The sequence below is a fragment of the Phytoactinopolyspora mesophila genome, from assembly GCF_010122465.1.
In the GTDB taxonomy this organism is placed as follows: Bacteria; Actinomycetota; Actinomycetes; order Jiangellales; family Jiangellaceae; genus Phytoactinopolyspora; species Phytoactinopolyspora mesophila.
In genome coordinates this window covers 284,073-304,131 of record NZ_WLZY01000003.1, presented here as the reverse complement: position 1 = coordinate 304,131, position 20,059 = coordinate 284,073, and the positions used below count along the sequence as shown (strand labels likewise).

Annotated in this window: 19 protein-coding genes and 3 tRNA genes; 11 read left to right on the top strand and 11 right to left on the bottom strand. The window is 65.2% G+C overall.

Annotated elements, in window-relative coordinates:
- The 4 genes from wecB to F7O44_RS31755 are packed head-to-tail and all read right to left on the bottom strand — an operon-like array spanning nt 1 to nt 4,534.
- Entirely contained in the window at nt 1-1,131 is a 1,131-nt protein-coding gene (gene wecB / locus F7O44_RS11235; protein ID WP_162450326.1) for a non-hydrolyzing UDP-N-acetylglucosamine 2-epimerase, read from the bottom strand.
- Nucleotides 1,128-2,237 (bottom strand): polysaccharide biosynthesis C-terminal domain-containing protein, encoded by a 1,110-nt coding sequence (locus F7O44_RS11230; protein ID WP_162450325.1) that lies wholly within the window; start codon nt 2,235-2,237, stop codon nt 1,128-1,130. Before F7O44_RS11230 ends, wecB begins: the two co-directional genes overlap by 4 nt.
- Entirely contained in the window at nt 2,234-3,268 is a 1,035-nt protein-coding gene (locus tag F7O44_RS11225) for a polysaccharide biosynthesis protein (RefSeq protein WP_162450324.1), read from the bottom strand. The genes F7O44_RS11230 and F7O44_RS11225 overlap by 4 nt, the downstream gene beginning before the upstream one ends.
- A 21-nt stretch (nt 3,269-3,289) precedes the next feature.
- On the bottom strand, nt 3,290-4,534 hold the full coding sequence (locus F7O44_RS31755) for a glycosyltransferase (RefSeq protein WP_162450323.1): 1,245 nt from the start codon (nt 4,532-4,534) through the stop codon (nt 3,290-3,292).
- A gap of 378 nt (nt 4,535-4,912) precedes the next feature.
- Here F7O44_RS31755 and F7O44_RS11215 point away from each other — a divergent pair, with 378 nt between their 5' ends.
- Entirely contained in the window at nt 4,913-5,158 is a 246-nt protein-coding gene (locus F7O44_RS11215; RefSeq protein WP_162450322.1) for a hypothetical protein, read from the top strand.
- Nucleotides 5,159-5,260: 102 nt separating this feature from the next.
- On the opposite strand, the gene F7O44_RS11210 is transcribed toward F7O44_RS11215, so the two are convergent.
- From F7O44_RS11210 to F7O44_RS11195, 4 genes are all read right to left on the bottom strand, one after another.
- The gene (locus F7O44_RS11210; protein ID WP_162450321.1) at nt 5,261-6,253 is read right to left on the bottom strand and encodes a GGDEF domain-containing protein; all 993 of its coding nucleotides are present in this window, start codon (nt 6,251-6,253) and stop codon (nt 5,261-5,263) included.
- Nucleotides 6,254-6,514: 261 nt separating this feature from the next.
- Nucleotides 6,515-7,870 carry a diguanylate cyclase gene (locus tag F7O44_RS11205; RefSeq protein ID WP_174255902.1) on the bottom strand — a complete coding sequence of 452 codons (1,356 nt, stop codon included), beginning with the start codon at nt 7,868-7,870 and terminating at the stop codon, nt 6,515-6,517.
- A gap of 447 nt (nt 7,871-8,317) precedes the next feature.
- The gene (locus tag F7O44_RS11200) at nt 8,318-9,562 is read right to left on the bottom strand and encodes an MFS transporter (protein WP_162450320.1); all 1,245 of its coding nucleotides are present in this window, start codon (nt 9,560-9,562) and stop codon (nt 8,318-8,320) included.
- Between the two features lie 121 nt (nt 9,563-9,683).
- A complete protein-coding gene (locus F7O44_RS11195) occupies nt 9,684-10,628 on the bottom strand; it encodes a LysR family transcriptional regulator (protein ID WP_162450319.1) in 945 nt (314 codons plus the stop codon).
- 108 nt (nt 10,629-10,736) lie between these two features.
- Between F7O44_RS11195 and F7O44_RS11190 the strand changes: the two genes are divergently transcribed.
- The 8 genes from F7O44_RS11190 to F7O44_RS11155 all read left to right on the top strand — a co-directional run bounded on the left by F7O44_RS11190 (nt 10,737) and on the right by F7O44_RS11155 (nt 15,565).
- Nucleotides 10,737-11,933, top strand: coding sequence for an MFS transporter (locus tag F7O44_RS11190; protein WP_162450527.1), 1,197 nt, complete (start codon nt 10,737-10,739; stop codon nt 11,931-11,933).
- Between the two features lie 25 nt (nt 11,934-11,958).
- Nucleotides 11,959-12,031: transfer RNA gene (locus tag F7O44_RS11185), tRNA-Thr, on the top strand.
- 35 nt (nt 12,032-12,066) lie between these two features.
- Nucleotides 12,067-12,140: transfer RNA gene (locus tag F7O44_RS11180), tRNA-Met, on the top strand.
- A 100-nt stretch (nt 12,141-12,240) separates the two neighbouring features.
- Nucleotides 12,241-12,411, top strand: coding sequence for a 50S ribosomal protein L33 (gene rpmG, locus F7O44_RS11175; protein WP_162450318.1), 171 nt, complete (start codon nt 12,241-12,243; stop codon nt 12,409-12,411).
- A 75-nt stretch (nt 12,412-12,486) separates the two neighbouring features.
- Nucleotides 12,487-12,936 carry a MaoC family dehydratase N-terminal domain-containing protein gene (locus F7O44_RS11170; RefSeq protein WP_162450317.1) on the top strand — a complete coding sequence of 150 codons (450 nt, stop codon included), beginning with the start codon at nt 12,487-12,489 and terminating at the stop codon, nt 12,934-12,936.
- Nucleotides 12,929-13,378, top strand: coding sequence for a MaoC/PaaZ C-terminal domain-containing protein (locus tag F7O44_RS31065; protein WP_222851268.1), 450 nt, complete (start codon nt 12,929-12,931; stop codon nt 13,376-13,378). The genes F7O44_RS11170 and F7O44_RS31065 overlap by 8 nt, the downstream gene beginning before the upstream one ends.
- A 43-nt stretch (nt 13,379-13,421) precedes the next feature.
- Nucleotides 13,422-14,489 carry a UDP-N-acetylmuramate dehydrogenase gene (locus F7O44_RS11160; protein WP_162450315.1) on the top strand — a complete coding sequence of 356 codons (1,068 nt, stop codon included), beginning with the start codon at nt 13,422-13,424 and terminating at the stop codon, nt 14,487-14,489.
- Nucleotides 14,490-14,713: 224 nt separating this feature from the next.
- On the top strand, nt 14,714-15,565 hold the full coding sequence (locus F7O44_RS11155; protein WP_162450314.1) for a PIG-L family deacetylase: 852 nt from the start codon (nt 14,714-14,716) through the stop codon (nt 15,563-15,565).
- A gap of 40 nt (nt 15,566-15,605) precedes the next feature.
- On the opposite strand, the gene F7O44_RS11150 is transcribed toward F7O44_RS11155, so the two are convergent.
- On the bottom strand, nt 15,606-16,643 hold the full coding sequence (locus F7O44_RS11150; RefSeq protein ID WP_162450313.1) for an adenosine deaminase: 1,038 nt from the start codon (nt 16,641-16,643) through the stop codon (nt 15,606-15,608).
- A 163-nt stretch (nt 16,644-16,806) separates the two neighbouring features.
- Here F7O44_RS11150 and F7O44_RS11145 point away from each other — a divergent pair, with 163 nt between their 5' ends.
- Nucleotides 16,807-17,673: an SDR family oxidoreductase gene (locus tag F7O44_RS11145; protein ID WP_174255910.1), complete on the top strand. Its 867-nt coding sequence runs from the start codon at nt 16,807-16,809 to the stop codon at nt 17,671-17,673.
- Nucleotides 17,674-17,773: 100 nt separating this feature from the next.
- On the opposite strand, the gene F7O44_RS11140 is transcribed toward F7O44_RS11145, so the two are convergent.
- A complete protein-coding gene (locus F7O44_RS11140) occupies nt 17,774-19,006 on the bottom strand; it encodes a pyridoxal phosphate-dependent aminotransferase (RefSeq protein ID WP_162450312.1) in 1,233 nt (410 codons plus the stop codon).
- Between the two features lie 40 nt (nt 19,007-19,046).
- A complete protein-coding gene (locus F7O44_RS11135) occupies nt 19,047-19,658 on the bottom strand; it encodes a DMT family transporter (RefSeq protein ID WP_162450311.1) in 612 nt (203 codons plus the stop codon).
- A gap of 245 nt (nt 19,659-19,903) precedes the next feature.
- On the opposite strand from F7O44_RS11135, the gene F7O44_RS11130 reads away from it, so the two are divergent.
- Nucleotides 19,904-19,976: transfer RNA gene (locus F7O44_RS11130), tRNA-Trp, on the top strand.
- Nucleotides 19,977-20,059: the final 83 nt, after the last annotated feature.

Below are 20,059 nucleotides of genomic sequence, written 5' to 3'. Positions count from 1 at the left end.
TCACCCCTGGCCCGTCCGGATGCCCGCCCATTCGTGGTGCCGGCGGACTGTCGAGAGAAGGAACGCGGCGACCCGTCGCGACGTGTCTGGGATCCGGTACTCCTGGTGGCACGGGACGCCGTCGGCCGCCGCCATGTCGACTGCGGTCTGGACGGCTTCGAGGACGCCGTCGGGTTCCAGTCCGGTCACGATGATCGAACCGGCGTCGAGCGATTCCGGTCGCTCGATCGACTCGCGCAGTGTCACCGCCGGAAAACCGAGAATGGCCGACTCCTCGCTGACCGTGCCGCTGTCGGAGAGTACGCAGCGAGCACCCACCTGGAGGCGCACGTAGTCGAAGAAGCCGAACGGTTCATGGAAGCTCAGCCCGTCGATGTCGACATCCACCGCCATCTCGTGCAGGCGCTTGTGCGTGCGGGGATGGGTCGAAACCAGGACCGGCAGTCTCCAGCGCTTCTTCACAGCTTGCAGGCAGCGGAGCAGGCACGCGAGCCGGTCCGGATCGTCGACGTTCTCCTCCCGGTGTGCGCTGACCATGAAGTAACCTCGTGCGCTCAGGCCGATCCGTTCGAGCACGTGCGAGCCCATGATCTTCTCGTGGTAGTGGTCCACGACTTCACGCATCGGCGAACCGGTCAGGAGGATGCGCCGCGGATGGATGCCTTCGGCGAGCAGGTTGCGGCGAGCATGCTCGGTGTAGACAAGGTGGAAGTCGGAGACGTGGTCGACCACCCGACGGTTGGTCTCCTCCGGCACATTGAGGTCGAAACAGCGGTTGCCCGCCTCCATGTGGTAAACAGGCACCCCCATCCGACGCGCCATCAGTGCGGATATGCAGCTGTTCGTGTCCCCCAGCACCAGAACAGCATCGGGTTTTTCGTCGGTGATCACCCGCTCCGCGCCGGCGAGCACCGCGCCGAGCGCCCGTCCGAGCGATGATGTGTCGATCGCTAGTTCATGGTCGGGCGCGGGCAGTCCGAGATCGTCGAAGAATACGTCGCGCAGGGAGGGATGATGGTTCTGTCCGGTATGCACGAGCACGTGGTCGAGCAGGCGGTCCAACCGGCTGATCACCCGGGACAGCCGGATCAGCTCGGGCCGGGTCCCCACAAAGGTCAGCACCTTCGTCATGGCGGATCCGTTCGGACCTCGACCGGGCAGGCGAAGGTGTCGGGATCGTCTGGACGGAAGACCTCGTTCGTCCAGAAGAAGGCCGTCATCGGCCGCTTACCGATGTTGGTCAGGTTGTGGGTCCACATGGTCGGCATATCCACGATTACCGGCCGGTCCCCGCTGACGTGAAATCTGACGATCCGGTCGGTGAAGAGACGCCGCGTTGCGATTTCCGCCTCTCCGTCCAGCACGACAAACCGTTCGAACTTGCGAAGATGGACGTGCTCGCCCCGGACCGCTCCCGGAACGGTGGTGGACACCATCGCCTGGCCACCGGTGACGCCCGACTGCATGCACTCCAGCAAAGTCCCCCGCGAGTCAGTCCGTCGGGTCAGTCCAATCGGAAACCGTTCGGGAAACAGGTGTGAGCGGTAGGTGTGGAAGAGGCTGGTCCGGAACCGTCCGGTGAGATCGGGCAGCTCGCTGCCGCGATATGTGGACTCGAACTCCCTGAGGATGCCCAACACTTCGGCGACCCGCACCGGCTCACCGTCCGGCGCGACGGTCCGGTCGCCTGTGCGTTGCGCTTCAGCCGCGAGCACACTGGCGGCATCCTGGGCGTGCAGCAGCGCTACGTCCCGGTCGCTTACGTCCGCCGGTCGCCGGCCGTCAGCGACGTCCCGACAGAATGTGGCCACGAACGAGTTGTAGTACGGGCGGCCGTGCTCACCGAATACGTTCGGCAGGACGACGTCGGAGTACGCGCCGGGCGCCGCACCGGCAAGCATCTCACCCGCCTTCCGCTTAGCGACGCCGTAGGCGGTTGCGCCCAGCGAGTGGGCCGAGTTGGCGTACACGATCCTGATCGGTTGCTTGGCGCGCCTGACCGCCTCGGCGAGGGCACGAGCGGCGGCGAGATTCCCGTCGAGGATGTCGCTGTCGGAACCGCGATTCACCCCGGCGCAATGCACGACTGCGTGCACGTTCCGGAGGACGTCGGCCAGGCGTTCCGGACTGGTCAGCGTGGAGCGATCGACCGGAGCGGTCGTGACGCCGCTCGCGAACGCCCGGCACAGCACGTGCCAGCCCAGAAACCCGGTGGCTCCGGTGACGGCTATTGTCATCCGCCGATCCCATCTTCCTCCAGGAGGGCTCGGATCTCAGGCGTCTGCTGGAAGATCTTGGCGACGGCGTCCGCGTCCAATTGTTCGGCGTTATCTGAGGTATACGGTTCGACCGGCTCGGCACCTTCGTCGCCCTCATCGAAGTACAGGTGGTAATCCAGGTCTGGAGCGTCCAGCGGAATCCGGAACATCTCGCCGTGGTCTTCGGCTCGGGCGAGTTCCTCTCGCGCGACCAGGGTCTCGTGGAACTTCTCTCCGAACCTTGCACCGATCGTGTTCACCACTGGTTCCACGCCAAAGAGCCGAGCGACGGTCCGGGCGAGGATGTCCACCGTGCTGGCCGGTGCCTTTCGGACGAAGAGGTCGCCTGTCTGGGCGAAGGTGAACGCGCGTTCCACCAGGCTGATCGCATCGTCCATCGACATGAGGAATCGCGTCATCCGGGGGTCGGTGACAGTAAGCGGAGCTCCGTTCCGCACCTGTTCGATGAACAGGGGAACCACGGAGCCTCGCGAGCAGAGCACGTTCCCGTACCTCACGGTGCAAACCACCGTGTCTCCTGTGTTCCGGCCACGTGAATAAGCCATCGCGACCCGCTCCATCAAGGCCTTGGACATGCCCATCGCGTTCGCTGGGTAGACGGCCTTGTCGGTGCTGAGGCACACGACCGTGCGCACCCCGTTCGCTCGTGCCGCCTCCACCACGTTGGCACTTCCGAGCACGTTCGTGCGCACCGCCTCTACCGGAAAGAACTCGCACGAGGGCACTTGTTTCAGCGCTGCGGCGTGGAACACGTAGTCAACGTCACGGCAGGCACTGGCGACGGCGGCAGGATCGCGGACGTCGCCGAGATAGAAGCGCAGTCGGTCTTCGTTGAACCGGCGGCGCATGCCGTCTTGTTTGGCCTCGTCCCGGCTCAGCACGCGGACCTCTGCGCAGCCCCTGTTCAGCATGCGACGGGTCATGGCGCTGCCGAACGAGCCCGTCCCCCCTGTGATCAAAATGCTGGTACCGGATACCTGATCGGTCATACATTCCCCTCCTTGCCGGCCTCAAGCCCCCTCGCCGTTCATCGCCGCGCGCTCGAGTGCCGCAGCGAGAGCTGCACTGCCGACGCGCGCGGACAACGTGTCCTCATAGAATTGGCGCCCGGCGTATCCCATCGACTCCCGGTCGCCCTGGCTGAGTGAGTACAGCCGCCGCAAGGCGGCGGCAAGCTCGTGCGGATTCCCTGGAGGCACGACGACGCCCGCGCCGGACTCGGTGATGATTCGCGCGGCGTCGCCCGCCACCGCGCCGACGATCGGCCGAGCGGCCGCCAGGGTTGCTTGCACCTTGCTGGGCAGGGTTGCCCGGAACATCGGCAGATCTTGCAGACTGACGAGCTGGACATCGCTCAGGGCCATCAGGTCGGCCATCTGCTCGACCGGCTGCTGACCCAGGAAATGTACGTTCGGCATACCGTCGGCCGCGGCTCTCAACCGGTCCTCTGCGACCCCGGTCCCAACGAATACCAACCGCAGATCGGCGACGTCCGTCAGCAACTGGACCGCTTCGATTGCGGTGTCCAGCCCTTGCAGACCGCCCAGGCTGCCGGCGTACATCACGACAAAACCGTCGAGCCCCAGCTTTCTCGCCAAGTCCGGGTTCCGTGGCACCGGGCGGAACACCGATTCGTCGATCCAGTTCGGAACGAGCGACAACTTGTCAGTGGGCACGCCTCGCTCACTGATCACGTCCGCCATGCTTGGAGCGGTGACCATCACCGACGACGCCCGCCGGTAGGCGATGTTGCAGAATGCGTGCAAACCTCGCACAGCGGCATTGAGAAGCCGGCCATCGTGCATGAAGCCGCTGTTCACCACTGTGTCGGGCCACAGGTCCTGGATCAGCAACACGTACGGGCGTCCGAAGAGGGTTTTGGCGACGAGAGCCGGCATGGCGACGGTCGCGGGTGTCGAGTAGACCAGCCAGGCGTCGACTGATCGCAGGATTCGCCACCTCAGTGCCGCCGATGCGCCGAATGACAGGTAGGTCATCGCGCGTCGCACCGCCGAACTGTCGTGACTGGGCACGAGGGGGATTCGGTGGACGTGGATTCCCGCGCGGAACTCGTATTGGTAGGGGCGTATGCGGTAGCCCGGGTAGATCCTCCCTGTGGGATAGTTGGGGAAGCCAGTGAGCACGTGAACGTCGTGTCCGTGCCCGGCCAGCGCGCGACTGATCGCACCGGGGACCGCGGCGGATCCGGTCTCTGGGTCGTACACCTGACTGACGACGCCGAGTCGCACCGTCACAACCCCACGATGTCTGGTGCTCTGGCGAGGGTGACCGCAGGCCGCTGCGACCCATGGGGTCCGCCGGCAATAATGGCGCGGAGCCCGTTAATCGATCTTGTATTTCCACTACGACGCATAATTTACCAAATCGCCCTTTCTTCGCATTTGCGACCAGCCCTATAAACCCACACCAAAAAAAAGCATCGCATATCAGGGGTCAACTTGAGAGTCAAAGACGAAAATGTGCGAAAGATTCCTTATAGGCTGTGGTCAGCGACCCAGAATGGGTTCGATCAGGCGTCCGGACCGTGGCGCCCAGCGTTGGCAATCGAAGGAAGCGATTCTCCGGAGCAGTAGGGGAGTCCGGCCGTATTCATCCCGTACACCTACATCGGAGTGATCTTCGCGCCCGCGACGGCGGGCAGCAGCCTCACGCTGGCCGCTGCAGTGTTCACCGGTGGCGTGGCGGATGCCGTGGGCAACGTCGCCGCGGGCGTGCTGGCTGACAATTCCGGTGGCATCCGCATCGTGGCGCTCGGCATCTCTGAACTCGGGCGGCGTCTCGCCCGGCGCCCGGCGGAGGGTAGCGTTCTCGATGCTGTAGTCCGTGGCTGGCAGGCCGCGTGCATCAATCGTCGATAGCCCAGAGTTCCCGGGCGTCCTCGGCGCCTGGGCGAAACCGGCCATCTCGTGATGAACGGATTGGGCCGAGTCAGGCTGCCGGGGTCTCATCGTGGGGTTGGTTCACGCGGAGTCGGTGGGCAGGTCGGTGCGTGCGGAGGTCAAGCGAACGGTGTTTCGTCCGTCGTTTTTCGCTTCGTAAAGGGCGGACTCGGCGGCGAGGATGAGTTCGTCGAGCGTCGATTCGTTGCCCGGCACATGAAGGACACCTCCGACAGGCGCGCTGATGTCAAGCGGTGCTGTGATGGCGCTGCCTTGGAGGGGTTCCACGACCACTGACTGAATGCACCGGCGTATGCGATCCGCTACCCGGCGGACGTCGTGCATGGCCGTGACCTCGGCGACCATCACGGAGAATTTGTCGCCACCCCAGCGGCCACAAGTATCCGTTTCGCGAACTCCGCGCAAGAGATCATCCGCGACTGCGCGCAATACTCGATCTCCGTGCGCCGACCCATGGATGCGGTTCATGGCCTTGAAGTTGTCTAAGTCAACGAGCAGGATGCCGAAGTTGTCGCCCCGAAGGCGGGCTCGCTTCAGCATGCTCTCGGCGCAGTCATGCCAGTGCTCGGCGGTTGCCAGGCCTGTCTTTGTGTCTATATGTGTCGCATGTTGGTACTGGTTGACCAATGCGCTGCGTGCGAGCGCCGCGATGGCGATGACGACACCGGGTAGCGCGATGGGGTTGACGATGAGCAGGATCGCCGAGACGAGCCCGAGCCCCAGCGCACCCGCTTCCAGAGTTTGGTCGCTGAAGTTCTCGAAGAGATCCTTCGTCCGCAACATCGGATCCGCCAAGGCTATCGCCGCCATGATCAGTCCGGCGTTGAAGGACCATCGTATGGTCCCTGCCAGCACGATGATGCTCAGGTCGATCAAGTTGGTCGGGGCCTGTGCGGAGGGCACGCCAGGGTAGCTGCTCGCCGCGACGGACAGCAGGAGTATCGCCGCGTGGGTGCCAAGCAAGACGGTTGCGCACGAATAGACCCATCGGTAGGGGAAGCCGTTGTCGTGCTTGACCCTGATCCAGCAGATGATGAACGTGATCACGACCATCGCTGACGCCAAGGCAGGGGGTAAGACTATGAGCGCTGCGAACGACTACACCGCGGAGGTGTCGCGCTCCATCATCTGGCGGAGGGCCTTGGCCTCTCGATCTTCTGACGGTCTGGCCTGCGCCGGGTTCGCCGCCTGAGGCCAACCAGGTCGCTGCGCACTTGGCGCATCTCGGCGAAAGGTCGCCTCCCCATTGCCGATCGGGTGATGACATGACGGAGCTGATTCCGGCTTCCCCAGCGTGCTGACCCGACCAACTTGCTAGGCCGAGTCGGCATGCGGCAGATTCGTCGCCGGCGGGTCGGTTTCCGTGGGCTCGGTCGGCGCGGCCAATTGGTTCGCACTCAGGCGGACGGTGTTTCGACCGCTGTTCTTCGCTTTGTACAGCGCGGTATCTGCGGCGAGCAGGAGATCATCGAGTGTGCCGTGGTCTTTCGCGGAATAGAGCGTGCCCCCGATCGAAACGCTGAGGTACACGGGGGTCCCGGTGCCGTCGTTGTCGGGTGCGTCAACTGCAACGGACTGGATGCGCAGGCGAATGCGTTCCGCGACCCGGTAGAGGGCCTCGCGGGTCCCGATGTCCGGAAGCAGGATTGTGAACTCTTCGCCGCCCCATCGGCCGCACGCGTCAAGCTCGCGGACTTCAGCCCGGAGTTCATCCGCGACAGTTCGGAGAACCTTATCGCCGAACGGGTGACCGTAAGTGTCGTTGACCGCTTTGAAGCGGTCTAGGTCGATGATGAGCAAGCCCAAGGGCGCATTCCGCTGTTGAGCGACCTTCAGCATGCCCTCGGCAAACTCGTGCCATCGTCCCGCCGTCGCGAGTCCAGTCTTGGCATCGACGCGGGACGCTTGCCGGTATTGACTGACGAGAAGACTTCGGTGGAGCGCGATGATGGCGATCAAGATGCCTGGGAGCGCGAAGGGGTTGGCTGTGACGATCACCGCGACCGCAAGCCCAAGTCCCAACGCGCCGGCTTCGAGAAATTGTTCGCTGAAGTTGTTGAACAGGTCCTTGCTCCGTGCAGTCGGATTCGCGAGTGCGATCGCTGTCATGACTAGGCCTGTGTTAAATACCCACCGCACGGTGGCGGCCAACACGACAACGCCCAGATCCTTGAAGCCTGTCATCGACGTTGGATCGGGCACGCCTGGGTAGTTGCTCATGCCAGCTGCGAGCACAAGCCCGGCTACATGTGTTCCTAGCAGCACGGTAGCTGCGGAGTATGTCCAGCGATACGGGATTGCCCTGCGCGTCTTGACCCGCGCCCAGGACAGGATGTAAGTGACGGCAACCATTCCTGAGGCAAGAGCAGGCGGAAGGATGATTATCGCCGCGAAGGACCAGACAGTTGTGCTGTCGACGTAAGCGACCGTAGCGGCCGGCTGGTAGGAACGGATCCGTTCGATATGGCGCGTGAGTTCGATCGCTGCCCATGCGCAACCAGCTAAGAGCGCGAAGCGAGCTAGATCGCCCCGGTCGATATCGACCAGAAACGCCGTTGCCGCCGTGACGATGACTGCGCTGGCATTTACGACCAGTACAAGAATCAGGGCAGGTCGCGGCAGTTGCCAGAGCGCCCACTCCTGGCACCATCGTCGTGCGCGGCCTATCACATGTGGCCCCCTGCCTCCGCCGGTCGACCTCACCCGTGCCCCCACACGCTGCGCGCAAGTCTCTCATATGCCCGGAGGACAGTGAAGGCATTCTTCGACAAACAAGGACAATAGGTCCAGTAGTGGTACCAATCTCTCATGAGGTGCGTCCCGGGCGAGGTTTCGGCAACGAGAGGTGGTGATTCGGATGCGTGACAACAAGTGGAGCCGTTGATGGTGGTGTTGGTGGCCCGTGGGGTGAGAGGTGGTGATTTGGATGCGTGACAACAAGTGGAGCCGTTGATGGTGGTGTTGGTGGTCCGTGGGGTGAGAGGTGGTGATTTGGATGCGTGACAACAAGTGGAGCCGTTGATTCGTGACGTACTAAGAGAGTCATCGGACGGCCTTGGACGGAGTGGCTACAGCCAGCGGTCCTGTGACGGTTGAGTCGGGTGCCTTTGTGGCCAGCTAAGCGTTGTCGGTCTCGTCATGGGCGGGGAAACTGGGGTTGGACGAGACTGCTCGCAGCCATCTTGTCGCTGCTACGGCCGTGACAACGGTTCCCAGGGCGGCTGCCCCAGCGATGATGGCTGCCGGCGTCAAGAACTGGGCTAAAAGGCCCGCCAGGACGATACCGAGGCCCTGAGCGGCACGGAGTGCGGCGATCGCGACGCCGATGGCCTGGCCGCGGCGGTGTGTGGGAACGAGCCGCACGTATGTCGCCTGGGTGACGATGTCATGGGCTGAGAACACTCCGCTGAGGGTCCACAGCACCAGCGTAATCGCGAGGCCCGGCGCCCAGGCGGTAGGAAGCAATATCAGGCTGCTGAGCACGGCCATGGGCCCGAGAATCGCAAGCCGCCGGTCGGGCCGGATCACCCGCAGCAGGGTCATGCCGATGACCGTTCCCACCGGATTCGCCGCCAGCAGCCAGCCGACGGCGACGGTGCCACTGCCGATTTGGTCGGCATACGGCACGGCAAGGCCTTCCGGCACGGCATAGAAGCCTGAGCAGCACGCGATGGCGAGCAGCGTGCGTAGTTGCGCGCTTCGAGCCACGATGGCCCATCCCGCGCGGATCGTCTCCCATTGCCCCGGGGCGGGTTCGCCGGCTGCGGGTCGCGCTGGCCGGTAATGGTGGATGCCGTAGCGAATGATGAGCGCAGACAGGACGAAGGTGCAGGCATTGATCACCAATGCGGTGGAGACTCCGACTTGCGCCACGAGGGCCGCACCGGCACCGAACCCGAGGACCAGGCCAGCTTGATAGGTGATCGATATCACGCCGAGGCCTACGGTTAGGCGATCGCCTGGAAGCATGTCGGCCAGGGCCGCTTGTCGTGCGGTGGAGAAGGGCGCGGCGATCAGTTGCACGCAGAACAGCAGACCCGCCTGAACGGCCAGCGGCATGCCCGGCAGCGCCATGAGCACCACCAGGCCGGCGCGCCCGAGGTCGCTGGCGACCATCACCGTGCGCCGCGGAAACCGATCGGCCAGCCCCGCCAGGGCCGCGCCGCCGATGAAGTCGGGCAGGAAGGTCAGGGCGTAGGTCAGCGCCGTCAACCCGGCCGACTGAGTCCGCTGGTAGACCAGGAGGGTGATAGCGATCCGGGCCAGTTGGTCGCCGATGACGGACAGCGTGTGCGCCGCCCAGAGGCGGCGGAACTCGGAGATCGCGAAGACCTCGCGATACGACGCTGGGGACTCAGACATGCTGGAGTGAGTTTGGTCTGTTTCGTGACATCGAGCAACCCTTCGCGACGAAGAGTTGTCACGGGCCTTGTGCTCAGGGCGGTGACGGGCGTCGTCCCCGGTCATCCTATCCAGCGGAAGATCATCCTCCCGGCGGCCGGTCAAGCGTCGTCGAGTTGCGCACATACTCGCGGAACGCGCGGACGGCGGGGGTGGACCACTGACTTCTGGGCCAGGCCAGACCCACAGTCCGGGTGACTTTGGGGGCGAGGGGGACTTCGGCCACCCCAGCTGGTTTCCCGGGATCAAACCGAGGCAGGAGGGAGACTCCTAGCCCGGCCGCTACCAGGCCGCGGACGGTGTCGGATTCCTGCCCCTCGAAAGCGATCTTGGGAGTGAAGCCCGCAGCTGAGCACAGCGCATCGGTGATCTGCCGGAGGCCGTAGCCGTGTTCTAGCATCACGAACTCTTCGTCGGCGAGTTCGGTGAACCGGATCCGGCGCCGTGCGGCGAAACGATGGTCATCGGGGACGGAGAGCAATAGTTCTTGTACGGTCACCGGAAAGCTGGTCAGTGCGGAGTCTTCGGCGGGCAGTGGCGCAACCAGCGCCAGGTCGAGTTCACCGCCGTCGAGACGTTCGAGTATCTGCTGCCTCGAGCCTTGTACGAGGCTGAAACGCACCGAAGGATGCTCACGCCGAAAGCCGCGTAGCAAGCCCGGCACGAGCGAGCGGCCCAGCAGATGCAGGAACCCTATGACGACGTGTCCGCTGGAAGGCTCGACCTCTTCGCGGGCTTGCCGTGCCCCTGCCTCGAGTGTGGCCAATGCCTGGGCGGCCGCCTCGGTCAGGATTCGTCCGACTCGAGTCAGCCGGATGCCTCTGCCGGCTGGCTGCGTGAGCGGCGCGCCCAACGCCTCGGCGATAGACGCCAGCCGCCGGCTCACCGTCGGCTGCGGTATGTCGATGTGCTCCGCCGTGCGGGTGACACTCTGTGTCTCACCAAGCGCGGCGAGTAGAGCGAGTGTCGGCGCCGCCTGACCCGCGAGTAGCTGGTCAGCGTTGCGAAGCTCATTCTCATACGTCATTGGATAGATTTTGCCAGATTAGTGTATTGGACGAATCAGTTTGACCGGCTTAGCGTCGAGAACGTGCCAGCTAACTCAGACGCCCAGCCGCGAACCGAGACGACGCGCCTGACCATCGGGGTAGCCGCGGCGGGAACGGCGTCGTTCGCACTGCTCTACGCGCCGCAGCCGGTGCTCGCGCAGTTAGCGGCCGACTACGGCCTCCAGCCCGGGGGAGCGTCACTGGCGGTCGGCGTGGCGACTGGTGCGCTGGCACTGGCGGTGCTGCCGATGGCGCTGTTAGCGGGCTTCGTCGGCCGGAGGCGCCTCATCGTGGTGTCGATTTGTGTATCGGTAGCCATCGGCCTGCTGCTTCCGCTCGCGCCCTCGTACTCAGTGCTACTGGCTATGCGTGCACTCCAAGGTGCCGCGATCGCCGGGTTGGCCGGCATCGGCGCCGCGCTCCTGGCGGATCGGCTCGGCAGGGCGGGAGTGGCAGCCGCGGTTGGCGCGATGATCGCCGGTAACACGCTCGGCGGCATGCTCGGCCGGCTGTTGTCGGGCCTGAGCGTGGACTCACTTGGATGGCGTGGCGCGCTAGCCGTCGTCGCGGGCTTCTCCCTTATTTGTGTCGTCGTCACCATCATCGCTTTGCCGGCGGCGCCCGCGGCCGACGCCGCCGTTGAGCCCCACGGGCGCCGGCCCAGCGTCTGGGCAGGTATGCGTGCGGCCATGCGGCATCCGGAGTTGGGTGTGCAGTACGCCGTGGCTTTTCTGGCGATGGGAGCGTTCGTCGCTCTGTACAACGTCGTCGGGTTCCGGCTGACCGGCGCGCCGTTCGACCTGTCTCCAGGTCTGGCCTCGCTGGTGTTCCTCACCTATGCGCTGGGCGCCGTTTCTTCGGCGGTGACCGGTGTGCTCACCAGGCGGGCCGGCCGGCGCCGGGTGCTGATCGGGGCCCTGTTCGTCACCGCTGCCGGAACCGCCCTCACCGTTCCGGATGCGCTGCCGTTGGTGGTGGCCGGCTTCGGGGTGCTCACCATCGGCTTCTTCGCCGCACATGCGGTCGCCAACGGCTGGACCGCGGCAGCGGCCAGCCGCGAAGCTCGAGGCCAGGCATCCGGGCTCTATACGACGTGTTACTACCTCGGCAGCAGCCTGGGCGGCACCGCGGGAAGCGTTGTGTTCGGAGTAGCGGGCTGGAGCTGGCTGGTAGGCGCGGTGATGCTGTGGCTGATCCTGGCAGCTGTGATGGCCGGGTGGTGGGGACGCTCCCGGCCGGCCGCCGGAACGGAGCCCGTCACGATTCGCGTCAACGCCCTGTGATTGTGTACTCTCGTCTGGCGCACGCGCCCCAATAGCTCAGTCGGCAGAGCGTCTCCATGGTAAGGAGAAGGTCTACGGTTCGATTCCGTATTGGGGCTCTGGATTGTCCCGCTGCCCGGCACGGGACACCCTTGGCGGGGTAGCTCAGGTGGTTAGAGCACACGGCTCATAATCGTGGTGTCGCGGGTTCAAGTCCCGCCCCCGCTACCGCAGTCGGCTTCCTGCCCGTCCCGTGCTCGATTGGGATACTCGGCCGAGGTCGGCTACCCTTGCCAGGTTCGTAGTCTTTGTATGGAGAGAGGCACCCGTGGCCGCCAAGAGCGCTGACATCCGTCCCAAGATCACCATGGCTTGCACGGAGTGCAAAGAGCGCAACTACATCACCAAGAAGAACCGTCGGAACGACCCCGACCGGCTCGAGCTGAAGAAGTTCTGCGTTCGCTGCCGTACGCACACGTCGCATCGCGAGACCCGCTGACCATGCAGCGCAGCCAGCCGCCGACCAACCGAGCCCCGGTCGGCGGCAGGTTTTGCACGCCGGTAACGTCGAATCATGGCCATTGATCCATCCGCCGTTGGGCGGATCTACCCTCCGCAGCCCTATGAGGTCAGCCGGGAAAAGGTGCGGGAGTTCGCTGAAGCGATCGGCGACGCGAATGCGGTCTACGTCGATGCCGAAGTTGCGCGCAAGTACGGACACCGCGACGTGGTCGCGCCACCGACATTCGCCATGATCCCGGTGATGCGTGGTTTCGACCTGCTCATGGCCGACCTCGGCATCGAGTTCGCCAGGGTGGTCCACGTCGACCAGCGCTTCACCTACACCCGGCCGCTCGTTGTCGGGGACCGGTTGGAGACCACCACCACGCTGGATGCCATCCGGCAGGTGGCTGGGAGCGATCTGCTCACCATCGTCAACGATGTGCGCGGCGCCGACGGAGACCAGGTGTGCATCGCGCAAGCCACCCTGCTGATCCGGCCGGAGGAGAATGCGAATGCCTGACACGCTCGCCGTCGGGCAAGTGGTTGCGGCGCAGGAATACCGGATCACCAGGGAGAACCTGGTGCGGTATGCCGGCGCGTCGGGCGATTTCAACCCGATTCACTGGAACGACCGCGTGGCTGAGTCGGTCGGGCTGCCCGGGGTGCTCGCGCACGGCATGCTGACGATGGGTCTGGCCAGCCGCCTGCTGACCGACTGGCTAGGTGATCCGGCCGCCGTGGTTGAGTACGGCGTCCGATTCTCCCGCCCAGTCGTCGTGCCGGACGACGACGACGGCGTGGCCGTGCACGTGTCCGCGACGGTCACCGATGTCGGCGATGACGGTCTCGTCGGGGTCGAGCTGGCGGTGCGTGTGGAGGACCAGAAGGTTCTCACTCAAGCCCGGGCGGTCACTCGCCCCCCGAAGAACGACACCGAAGGCGTCGCCGCACCGCTTGGCTGACCGCGGGCCGAGTGAGCGGCCATGAAGGTGACGAGGAGCGCCGATGCGTGAGAAGACCGGCGTCATGCTGGCCGAACTGACCACGTTGCGGGTTGGAGGACCGGCCAAGCGGCTCGTCGAGGCCGAAACCGAAGCTGAAGTCCTCGAAGTAGTACGTGACTGCGATACGCGAAACGAGCCGCTGCTCGTGCTCGGGGGCGGGTCCAACGTTCTGGCCACCGACGAAGGCTTCGACGGTACGGTACTGAGAATCTCGACCCAAGGCGTCGACGTTGATGCCTCCGCATCGTGTGAGGCGGACGACATCGCCGCGTGTGGTGGGATTGTCGTGACCGCCGCGGCGGGCGAATCATGGGACGCCTTGGTCGAGCGTGCCGTTACCGAGGGCTGGACCGGTATTGAGGCGTTGTCGGGCATCCCCGGTGCTGTTGGTGCCACCCCGATGCAGAATGTGGGCGCCTACGGTCAGGAAGTGGCTCAGACTGTTTGGTCGGTGCGTACCTACGACCGCGCCCAGCAACGGATCCGGACGTTCGCCAATGCCGATTGTCTTTTTCAGTACCGGAACAGTCGCTTCAAAGGCTCGGACCGCTATGTGATCTTGACGGTCAGCTATCAGCTTCGTCAGGGCAGCCTCGGCACGCCCATCGGGTACCGGGAGCTGGCCGCCGCTCTGGGGGTAGAACTCGGGGGGCGTGCCCCGCTCCCAGACGTCCGGGCGGCGGTGCTGAAGCTGCGGCGGGGCAAAGGCATGGTGCTCGAGGCGGAGGACAACGACACCTGGAGTGCGGGGTCGTTCTTCACCAACCCGGTGCTGGATGTCGAGAGCGCGGCTCAGCTGCCGGACGCCGCGCCCCGCTGGCCTCAGCCGGACGGCAGGGTCAAGACGAGTGCCGCGTGGCTGATCGAGCGCGCCGGCTACCCCAGGGGTTATCCCAACGCCGACGCCGCGGCCTCACTGTCGACGAAACACACCCTGGCTTTGACCAATCGCGGCACCGCGAAGGCGATCGATCTCTTGGCCCTGGCACGCGAGATCCGCGCGGGTGTCCACGAGAAGTTCGGTGTCGAGCTGGTCAACGAACCGGTGCTGGTGGGTTGCACGCTCTAGGAGGCACCTCACCTCGGGGTTGTCGCCGCTGATTTGGTGAATCCGTGGAGAATGCCGCGCGGCTGTGGCACAATTTCTCCTCGTGATTGACGTGCAGAGCTTCGTACCCGCCACTTCGGCGTGCTCTGGCGTTGCCTGCTGTTGTTGTCGCTGACCTAGCCCAGACGGTCCCGACACCCATTCCTCGGCCCCCGCAGTGGGCCTGACTCTGACAGCAGGCAGAAATGATCCGCTCCTTTCCGTCCCTCGTCGACGAGGGCTCCCGTATCGCCGCCGCGCCCTCACTCCAGGGACGTACGGTGCTTGTTCTCCATGCACACCCCGACGACGAAGCCATCTTCACCGGGGTGACCATTCGACGTCTCGCCGACGCTGGTGCCCGGATTGTGCTGGTGACAGCTACTCTCGGTGACCTCGGCGAAACCCGTGTGCCTCTCCACCGGGGCGAGACGCTTGTCCAGCGCCGCACCCGGGAGCTGGAGTCCGCGGCGCAGCTCCTCGGCGTCTCGCGCCTGGTATTACTCGGCCGGCGCGATTCCGGGCTGCCGGGATCGAACGACAACGTCCACCCCGACGCGCTCGTGTCCGCGGATGCCGAACAGTTCGCCCGACGGTTGACCGCCCTGATCGAAGAAGAGGGAGCCGAAGCGATCGTGCACGACGACACCGCCGGTATCTACGGACATCCCGATCATCTGGCGGTCAACCGAATCGGCGCGCTGGCGGCCAGGATCACCGGAATCACCTCGTATGAGACAACCGTCGACCGGGATCACCTCCACGAGGCACGCCCGCATCTGATCCATGCGGCTGCCCGTGCGACGTCGTTGCCGTACGGCGTGGCCGCCGCTGACATCGGACTCAAACTCGCCGCCACCGCGACCGAGCTGGCGGCGAAGCGGGCGGCGATCGGCGCCCATGCAAGCCAGATCAGTCCCGGCGACCTCACCCACGCGGCCTTCGATGACGCCTACGGGTTCGAGTGGTATCTCCGTTCCGGCGCACCGGGAATCCTGGACGTGTTGGCTGAACCGAAGAAGTCGCTGCTGGCGCTGGCCGCAGCTCACTCCCGGTGACGTCGAGTCTCGGCTGGCGGGGAAGAAGCCTCCCAGGAGATCAGCCGGCCGTCGGCGTGCTCCTCATCCAGGTGTCGATGTCTTCATGGAGTTGCTTGCGCACGTCCGATGGCGCGGCCGAGCCATCGATCGAGGAACGGGCCAATGCGGCGACCTCGGCATCGGAGAAGCCGTGGACCGTGCGGGCGCTCTCATACTGATCGAGAAGGCGTGAGCCGAACAGCAGCGGATCGTCTGCGCCCAGTGCGATCCGGGCTCCCGCGTCGACAAGGGCGCGCAACGGCACATCGGACAAGCTTTGGTAAACGCCGAGCGAGACGTTCGATGCCGGACAGACTTCGAGGGTGACGTCTTGCTCGACGACGCGTCTTAGCAGGTCTGGATCTTCGACCACCCGGACACCATGACCGAGCCGCTGGGCATGCAGCGAGTCGAGGCAGGTGCGGATGTGGTCCGGGCCCCGGAGCTCGCCGCCGTGGGGCGCCGCCAGCAGGCCGCCTCGGCTCGCGATCTGAAACGCGCGCGCGAAGTCCTCGGTCACGCCCCGGCGCTCGTCGTTGGAGAGCCCGAACCCGACCACGCCACGGTCGGCATACTGGCTGGCCAGCCGTGCCAGCGTACGGGCGTCGAGTGGGTGCCTGGTGCGGTTCGCGGCGATGACGACGGCGATGCCGATGCCCGTGCGCTCCGCGGCGGCGCGAGCCGCGTCGAGTACGAGATCGGTGAAGGCGGTGATGCCGCCGAACAACGCGCCGTACCCGGATGGATCGACCTGGATTTCCAGCCACCGCGATCCTTCGGCGGCGTCGTCCTCGGCGGCTTCGTTCACCAGCCGGCGGACATCGTCCTCGGTGCGTAGCACCGACCGGGCGAGGTCGTAGAGCCGCTGAAACCGGAACCAGCCCTTCTCATCAGCGGCGGACAGCTGCGGCGGCCAGTCCTCACGGAGTGCGTCGGGAAGCCGTACGCCGTGCCGGTCTGCCAGCTCGACAAGCGTCGAATGCCGCATCGACCCAGTGAAATGCAGATGAAGGTGTGCTTTGGGAAGCAGACGGAGATCACGAAGAGCCACAGTCATACTCTGCCCCTGAAAGAGCCCCGAGTGCGAGGCAAGGGCCGAATTGGTCCGGGCTCCCGGCTCGAAAATCGGTCGACCGGCCTGCGGGCGGGAGCCAGAATGATGTCCCGTGGGAGATGCGAACCCGGCCCAGACCGGGCACGAGCAACGTGCGGACGCCGTGATCCCGGTTCATCACCCCGACGTAGGCGAGCTGCGGCGGGAGACGTTTCCGCTGGCTGGGCGCGTGGCGGTGGTGACTGGGGCGAGCCGCCGTGACGGTATCGGCTACGCGATCGCCCGTCGCCTCGCCGCGTACGGGGCTAGCGTCATGATCCATCATTTCCGCCCGCATGACGATCAACAGCCGTGGGGTGGTGACGACATAACCGCCGTCGTCACGGGGGTGCGTGCCGCGCTGGGGTGGGACCGGGCCCAGGTTGCGGAGGTGAGCGCCGACATGGCCGATCCCGACGCGCCACAGGCAGTGATCGGTGCCGCCGTCGCGGAGTTCGGTCACGTCGACATCTTGGTGTGTAATCACGCTCGCAACGGAGGCGACGCCGCGCTGGATGAGGTAGACGTGGACATGCTGGACGGGCACTGGGCCGTTGACGCTCGATCAGCGGTCATGTTGGCCAAGGCATTCGCCGCTCAGCATGACGGCCGGCCCGGCGGACGTGTGTTTTTCATGACTTCCGGCCAGTCGATGGGTCCCATGCCGGGCGAGATCGCCTATGCGCTGGCCAAAGGGGCCTTGGCGGAGATCACTCTGACCATCGCCGACTATCTAGCCGACCGCGGGATCTGCGTGAACACGATCAATCCTGGACCGGTGCAGACCGGATATCTTGATCAAGCGATGTGGGATTACGTAGCGCCGATGTTCCCCGGCGGCCGCTATGGGTTTCCGGACGACCCGGCCCGGCTCATCGCCTGGCTGGCCACGGATGAAGCACGGTGGATCACCGGGCAGGTGCTCAACACCGAGGGAGGCTTCGGCCGGTGGCGCGCCCGCGGCGCTGATCCGCGCTATGTGGACGGCGGGTAGGTAGGCCGGGTCGCTGTATACGCGTCTCAAGATCCGCCCCTGAACGGCGAAGAGCCTGTTCCTGACCATCGAGGCGCAGGAACAGGCTCTTGTAACGGCGTCAGCTCAGCAGCCGCTGGATTCGTGAGACTCCCTCGATGAGGTCGTCGTCGCCCAGGGCATACGAGAGCCGGAGATATCCGCTCGGACCGAAGGCTTCTCCCGGCACGACGGCGACCTCGGCCTCCTCGAGGATCAACTCGGCCAGCTCCACGCTGGATGTCGGTGTGCGGCCGGCGATCTCGCGTCCCAGCACACCTTTGACGGACGGGTAGGCATAAAACGCGCCCTCAGGCTCCGGGCAGACAACACCGTCGATGGCGTTGAGCATCGAGACGATGGTCTGCCGCCGGCGATCGAAAGCTTCGCGCATCGTGGCGACGGCGCTGAGGTCGCCGCTCACCGCTGCCAGCGCCGCGCGCTGCGAGACGTTGGCGACGTTGGACGTCGCATGCGACTGCAGATTGGTGGCGGCCTTGACGACGTCCTTCGGGCCGATCAGCCAACCCACCCGCCAGCCGGTCATGGCGTATGTCTTCGCGACCCCGTTGACGACGATGCACGTGTCGGCGAGTTCGGGAACCTCGACGGGCATTGAAGAGAACGTGGCGGCGCCGTAGACGAGGTGTTCGTAGATCTCGTCGCTGATCACCCAGATGCCATTTTGATGGGCCCAGCGACCGATCGCCTGGATCTCGTCGCGGGAGTAGACCGCACCGGTCGGATTCGAAGGGGAGCAGAACAGCAGCGCTTTGGTGCGATCGGTGCGGGCCGCTTCCAACTGCTCCACGCTGACGCGGTAGCCCGTGGATTCGTCGGCCACCACCTCGATCGGCGATCCGCCGGCCAGCCGGATGGATTCCGGATAGGTGGTCCAGTACGGAGCGGGCAGGAGAACCTCGTCGCCTGGGTCGATGATCGTGGCGAAGGCTTCGTACACGGCCTGTTTGCCGCCGTTGGTGACGAGTACCTGCGCGGCCTCGACCTCGTAACCGGAGTCTCGGGCGGTCTTGGCCGCGATGCCTTGGCGCAGCTCCGGCAGACCGCCCGCCGGTGTGTACCGGTGATTCTTCGGGTCGGTACACGCTGCGACAGCCGCCTCGACGATGTAATCCGGCGTTGGGAAGTCCGGCTCACCGGCGCCGAAACCGATGACCGGGCGGCCCTCGGCCTTGAGCGCCTTGGCCTTGGCATCGACGGCGAGCGTGGCCGATTCGGTGATGGAGGCGATTCGACGTGAAATGCGGTTGCGTGCGGTGCCGGCGGCTGCGTCCGCCGGAGTAGCCAGGGTCATGTCCTTATCCTGTCATCACGTTCTGGGCCTGCGCGAAGGCTTAAAACCGCTTGGCGGACATCTGCCGGTAGTACTCGCTGGACTCCGGGCGGTACAGCAGGTACAGGATGACGGCTGCGAGCACGGGTGAGATGAGATTGATCAGCGTGCCGATGTCGAAGGCGCCGCCAGTGAGTCCCCAGAGGCCGAACAAGATGTTCAGGCCACCCAAGATGGTGGCCACGATCCGGGCCCAGGAGCGGCCCTTCTTGTTGGCCGAGGCCATCCACAGCCACAGCGCGACTGCGAACAGCGCCACCACCACCATGAATCCGGTGAACGTGTTCACGAACGCGTCGATGTCGCTTGCGGTGGCGTCCGGGTCCTGCCGGATGGCTTCTTCACGGACGGCATCGCGGCCGAGAATGGCGAAGACTCCGCCAATCAGCGACAGCAGCGCGCCGACGTACATCAGCTTGGCCGCGGTGATGATGGGTTTGGGCGTAGGCTGCACGGGCTGATTCAGCGGTGCACCGGAATCCTCGCCCGGCCAGGACGGAGGCTGATTCTCGCGCCACGGCGGAGGGGCCTGCGCAGCATGCTCGTCCGGCTGGCTGAACGGATCCTGCTCAGGCTCGCGTTTGGGGCCGCCACCGGGCGTTGTCCCGCTCATGTCTCGTGTGCTCCCAACCAAGATAGATGTTGTCCAGCTAGTGTGGTACCGCTCTCACCACAGCACCTTAGTCCGCGGTTGTGCTATCGGGCGAACGGCTGGTCCGCCCGCATGTAACGGGCCAATTGCCGCGCGAGTTCGACCATCGTGGCATTCACCCCGTACACTCTTGTCTTCGGTGGTCGTTTGACCCTACTCGACTGTGCCCACAGCGCTACGGTAAGTAGGTGAAGCCCGTCCACTGAAGGGCAGTAGCTCAACTGGCAGAGCACCGGTCTCCAAAACCGGCGGTTGGGGGTTCGAGTCCCTCCTGCCCTGCTGGTCACCTCGGCCCGGGCCGCCACTCGGCGCCGGGCTAGTGGTGGCCGCAACGGCCACGCCGTCCGTCCGGGCGGCGAACA

Bases quoted from the DNA above. Each gene is read 5' to 3' on its own strand.
- wecB (WP_162450326.1), bottom strand. From the start codon at position 1,131: ATGACGAAGGTGCTGACCTTTGTGGGGACCCGGCCCGAGCTGATCCGG.
- F7O44_RS11230 (WP_162450325.1), bottom strand. From the start codon at position 2,237: ATGACAATAGCCGTCACCGGAGCCACCGGGTTTCTGGGCTGGCACGTG.
- F7O44_RS11225 (WP_162450324.1), bottom strand. From the start codon at position 3,268: ATGACCGATCAGGTATCCGGTACCAGCATTTTGATCACAGGGGGGACG.
- F7O44_RS11210 (WP_162450321.1), bottom strand. From the start codon at position 6,253: ATGGTCGTGATCACGTTCATCATCTGCTGGATCAGGGTCAAGCACGAC.
- F7O44_RS11200 (WP_162450320.1), bottom strand. From the start codon at position 9,562: ATGTCTGAGTCCCCAGCGTCGTATCGCGAGGTCTTCGCGATCTCCGAG.
- F7O44_RS11195 (WP_162450319.1), bottom strand. From the start codon at position 10,628: ATGACGTATGAGAATGAGCTTCGCAACGCTGACCAGCTACTCGCGGGT.
- F7O44_RS11170 (WP_162450317.1), top strand. From the start codon at position 12,487: ATGGCCATTGATCCATCCGCCGTTGGGCGGATCTACCCTCCGCAGCCC.
- F7O44_RS31065 (WP_222851268.1), top strand. From the start codon at position 12,929: ATGCCTGACACGCTCGCCGTCGGGCAAGTGGTTGCGGCGCAGGAATAC.
- F7O44_RS11160 (WP_162450315.1), top strand. From the start codon at position 13,422: ATGCGTGAGAAGACCGGCGTCATGCTGGCCGAACTGACCACGTTGCGG.
- F7O44_RS11155 (WP_162450314.1), top strand. From the start codon at position 14,714: ATGATCCGCTCCTTTCCGTCCCTCGTCGACGAGGGCTCCCGTATCGCC.
- F7O44_RS11150 (WP_162450313.1), bottom strand. From the start codon at position 16,643: ATGACTGTGGCTCTTCGTGATCTCCGTCTGCTTCCCAAAGCACACCTT.
- F7O44_RS11140 (WP_162450312.1), bottom strand. From the start codon at position 19,006: ATGACCCTGGCTACTCCGGCGGACGCAGCCGCCGGCACCGCACGCAAC.
- F7O44_RS11135 (WP_162450311.1), bottom strand. From the start codon at position 19,658: ATGAGCGGGACAACGCCCGGTGGCGGCCCCAAACGCGAGCCTGAGCAG.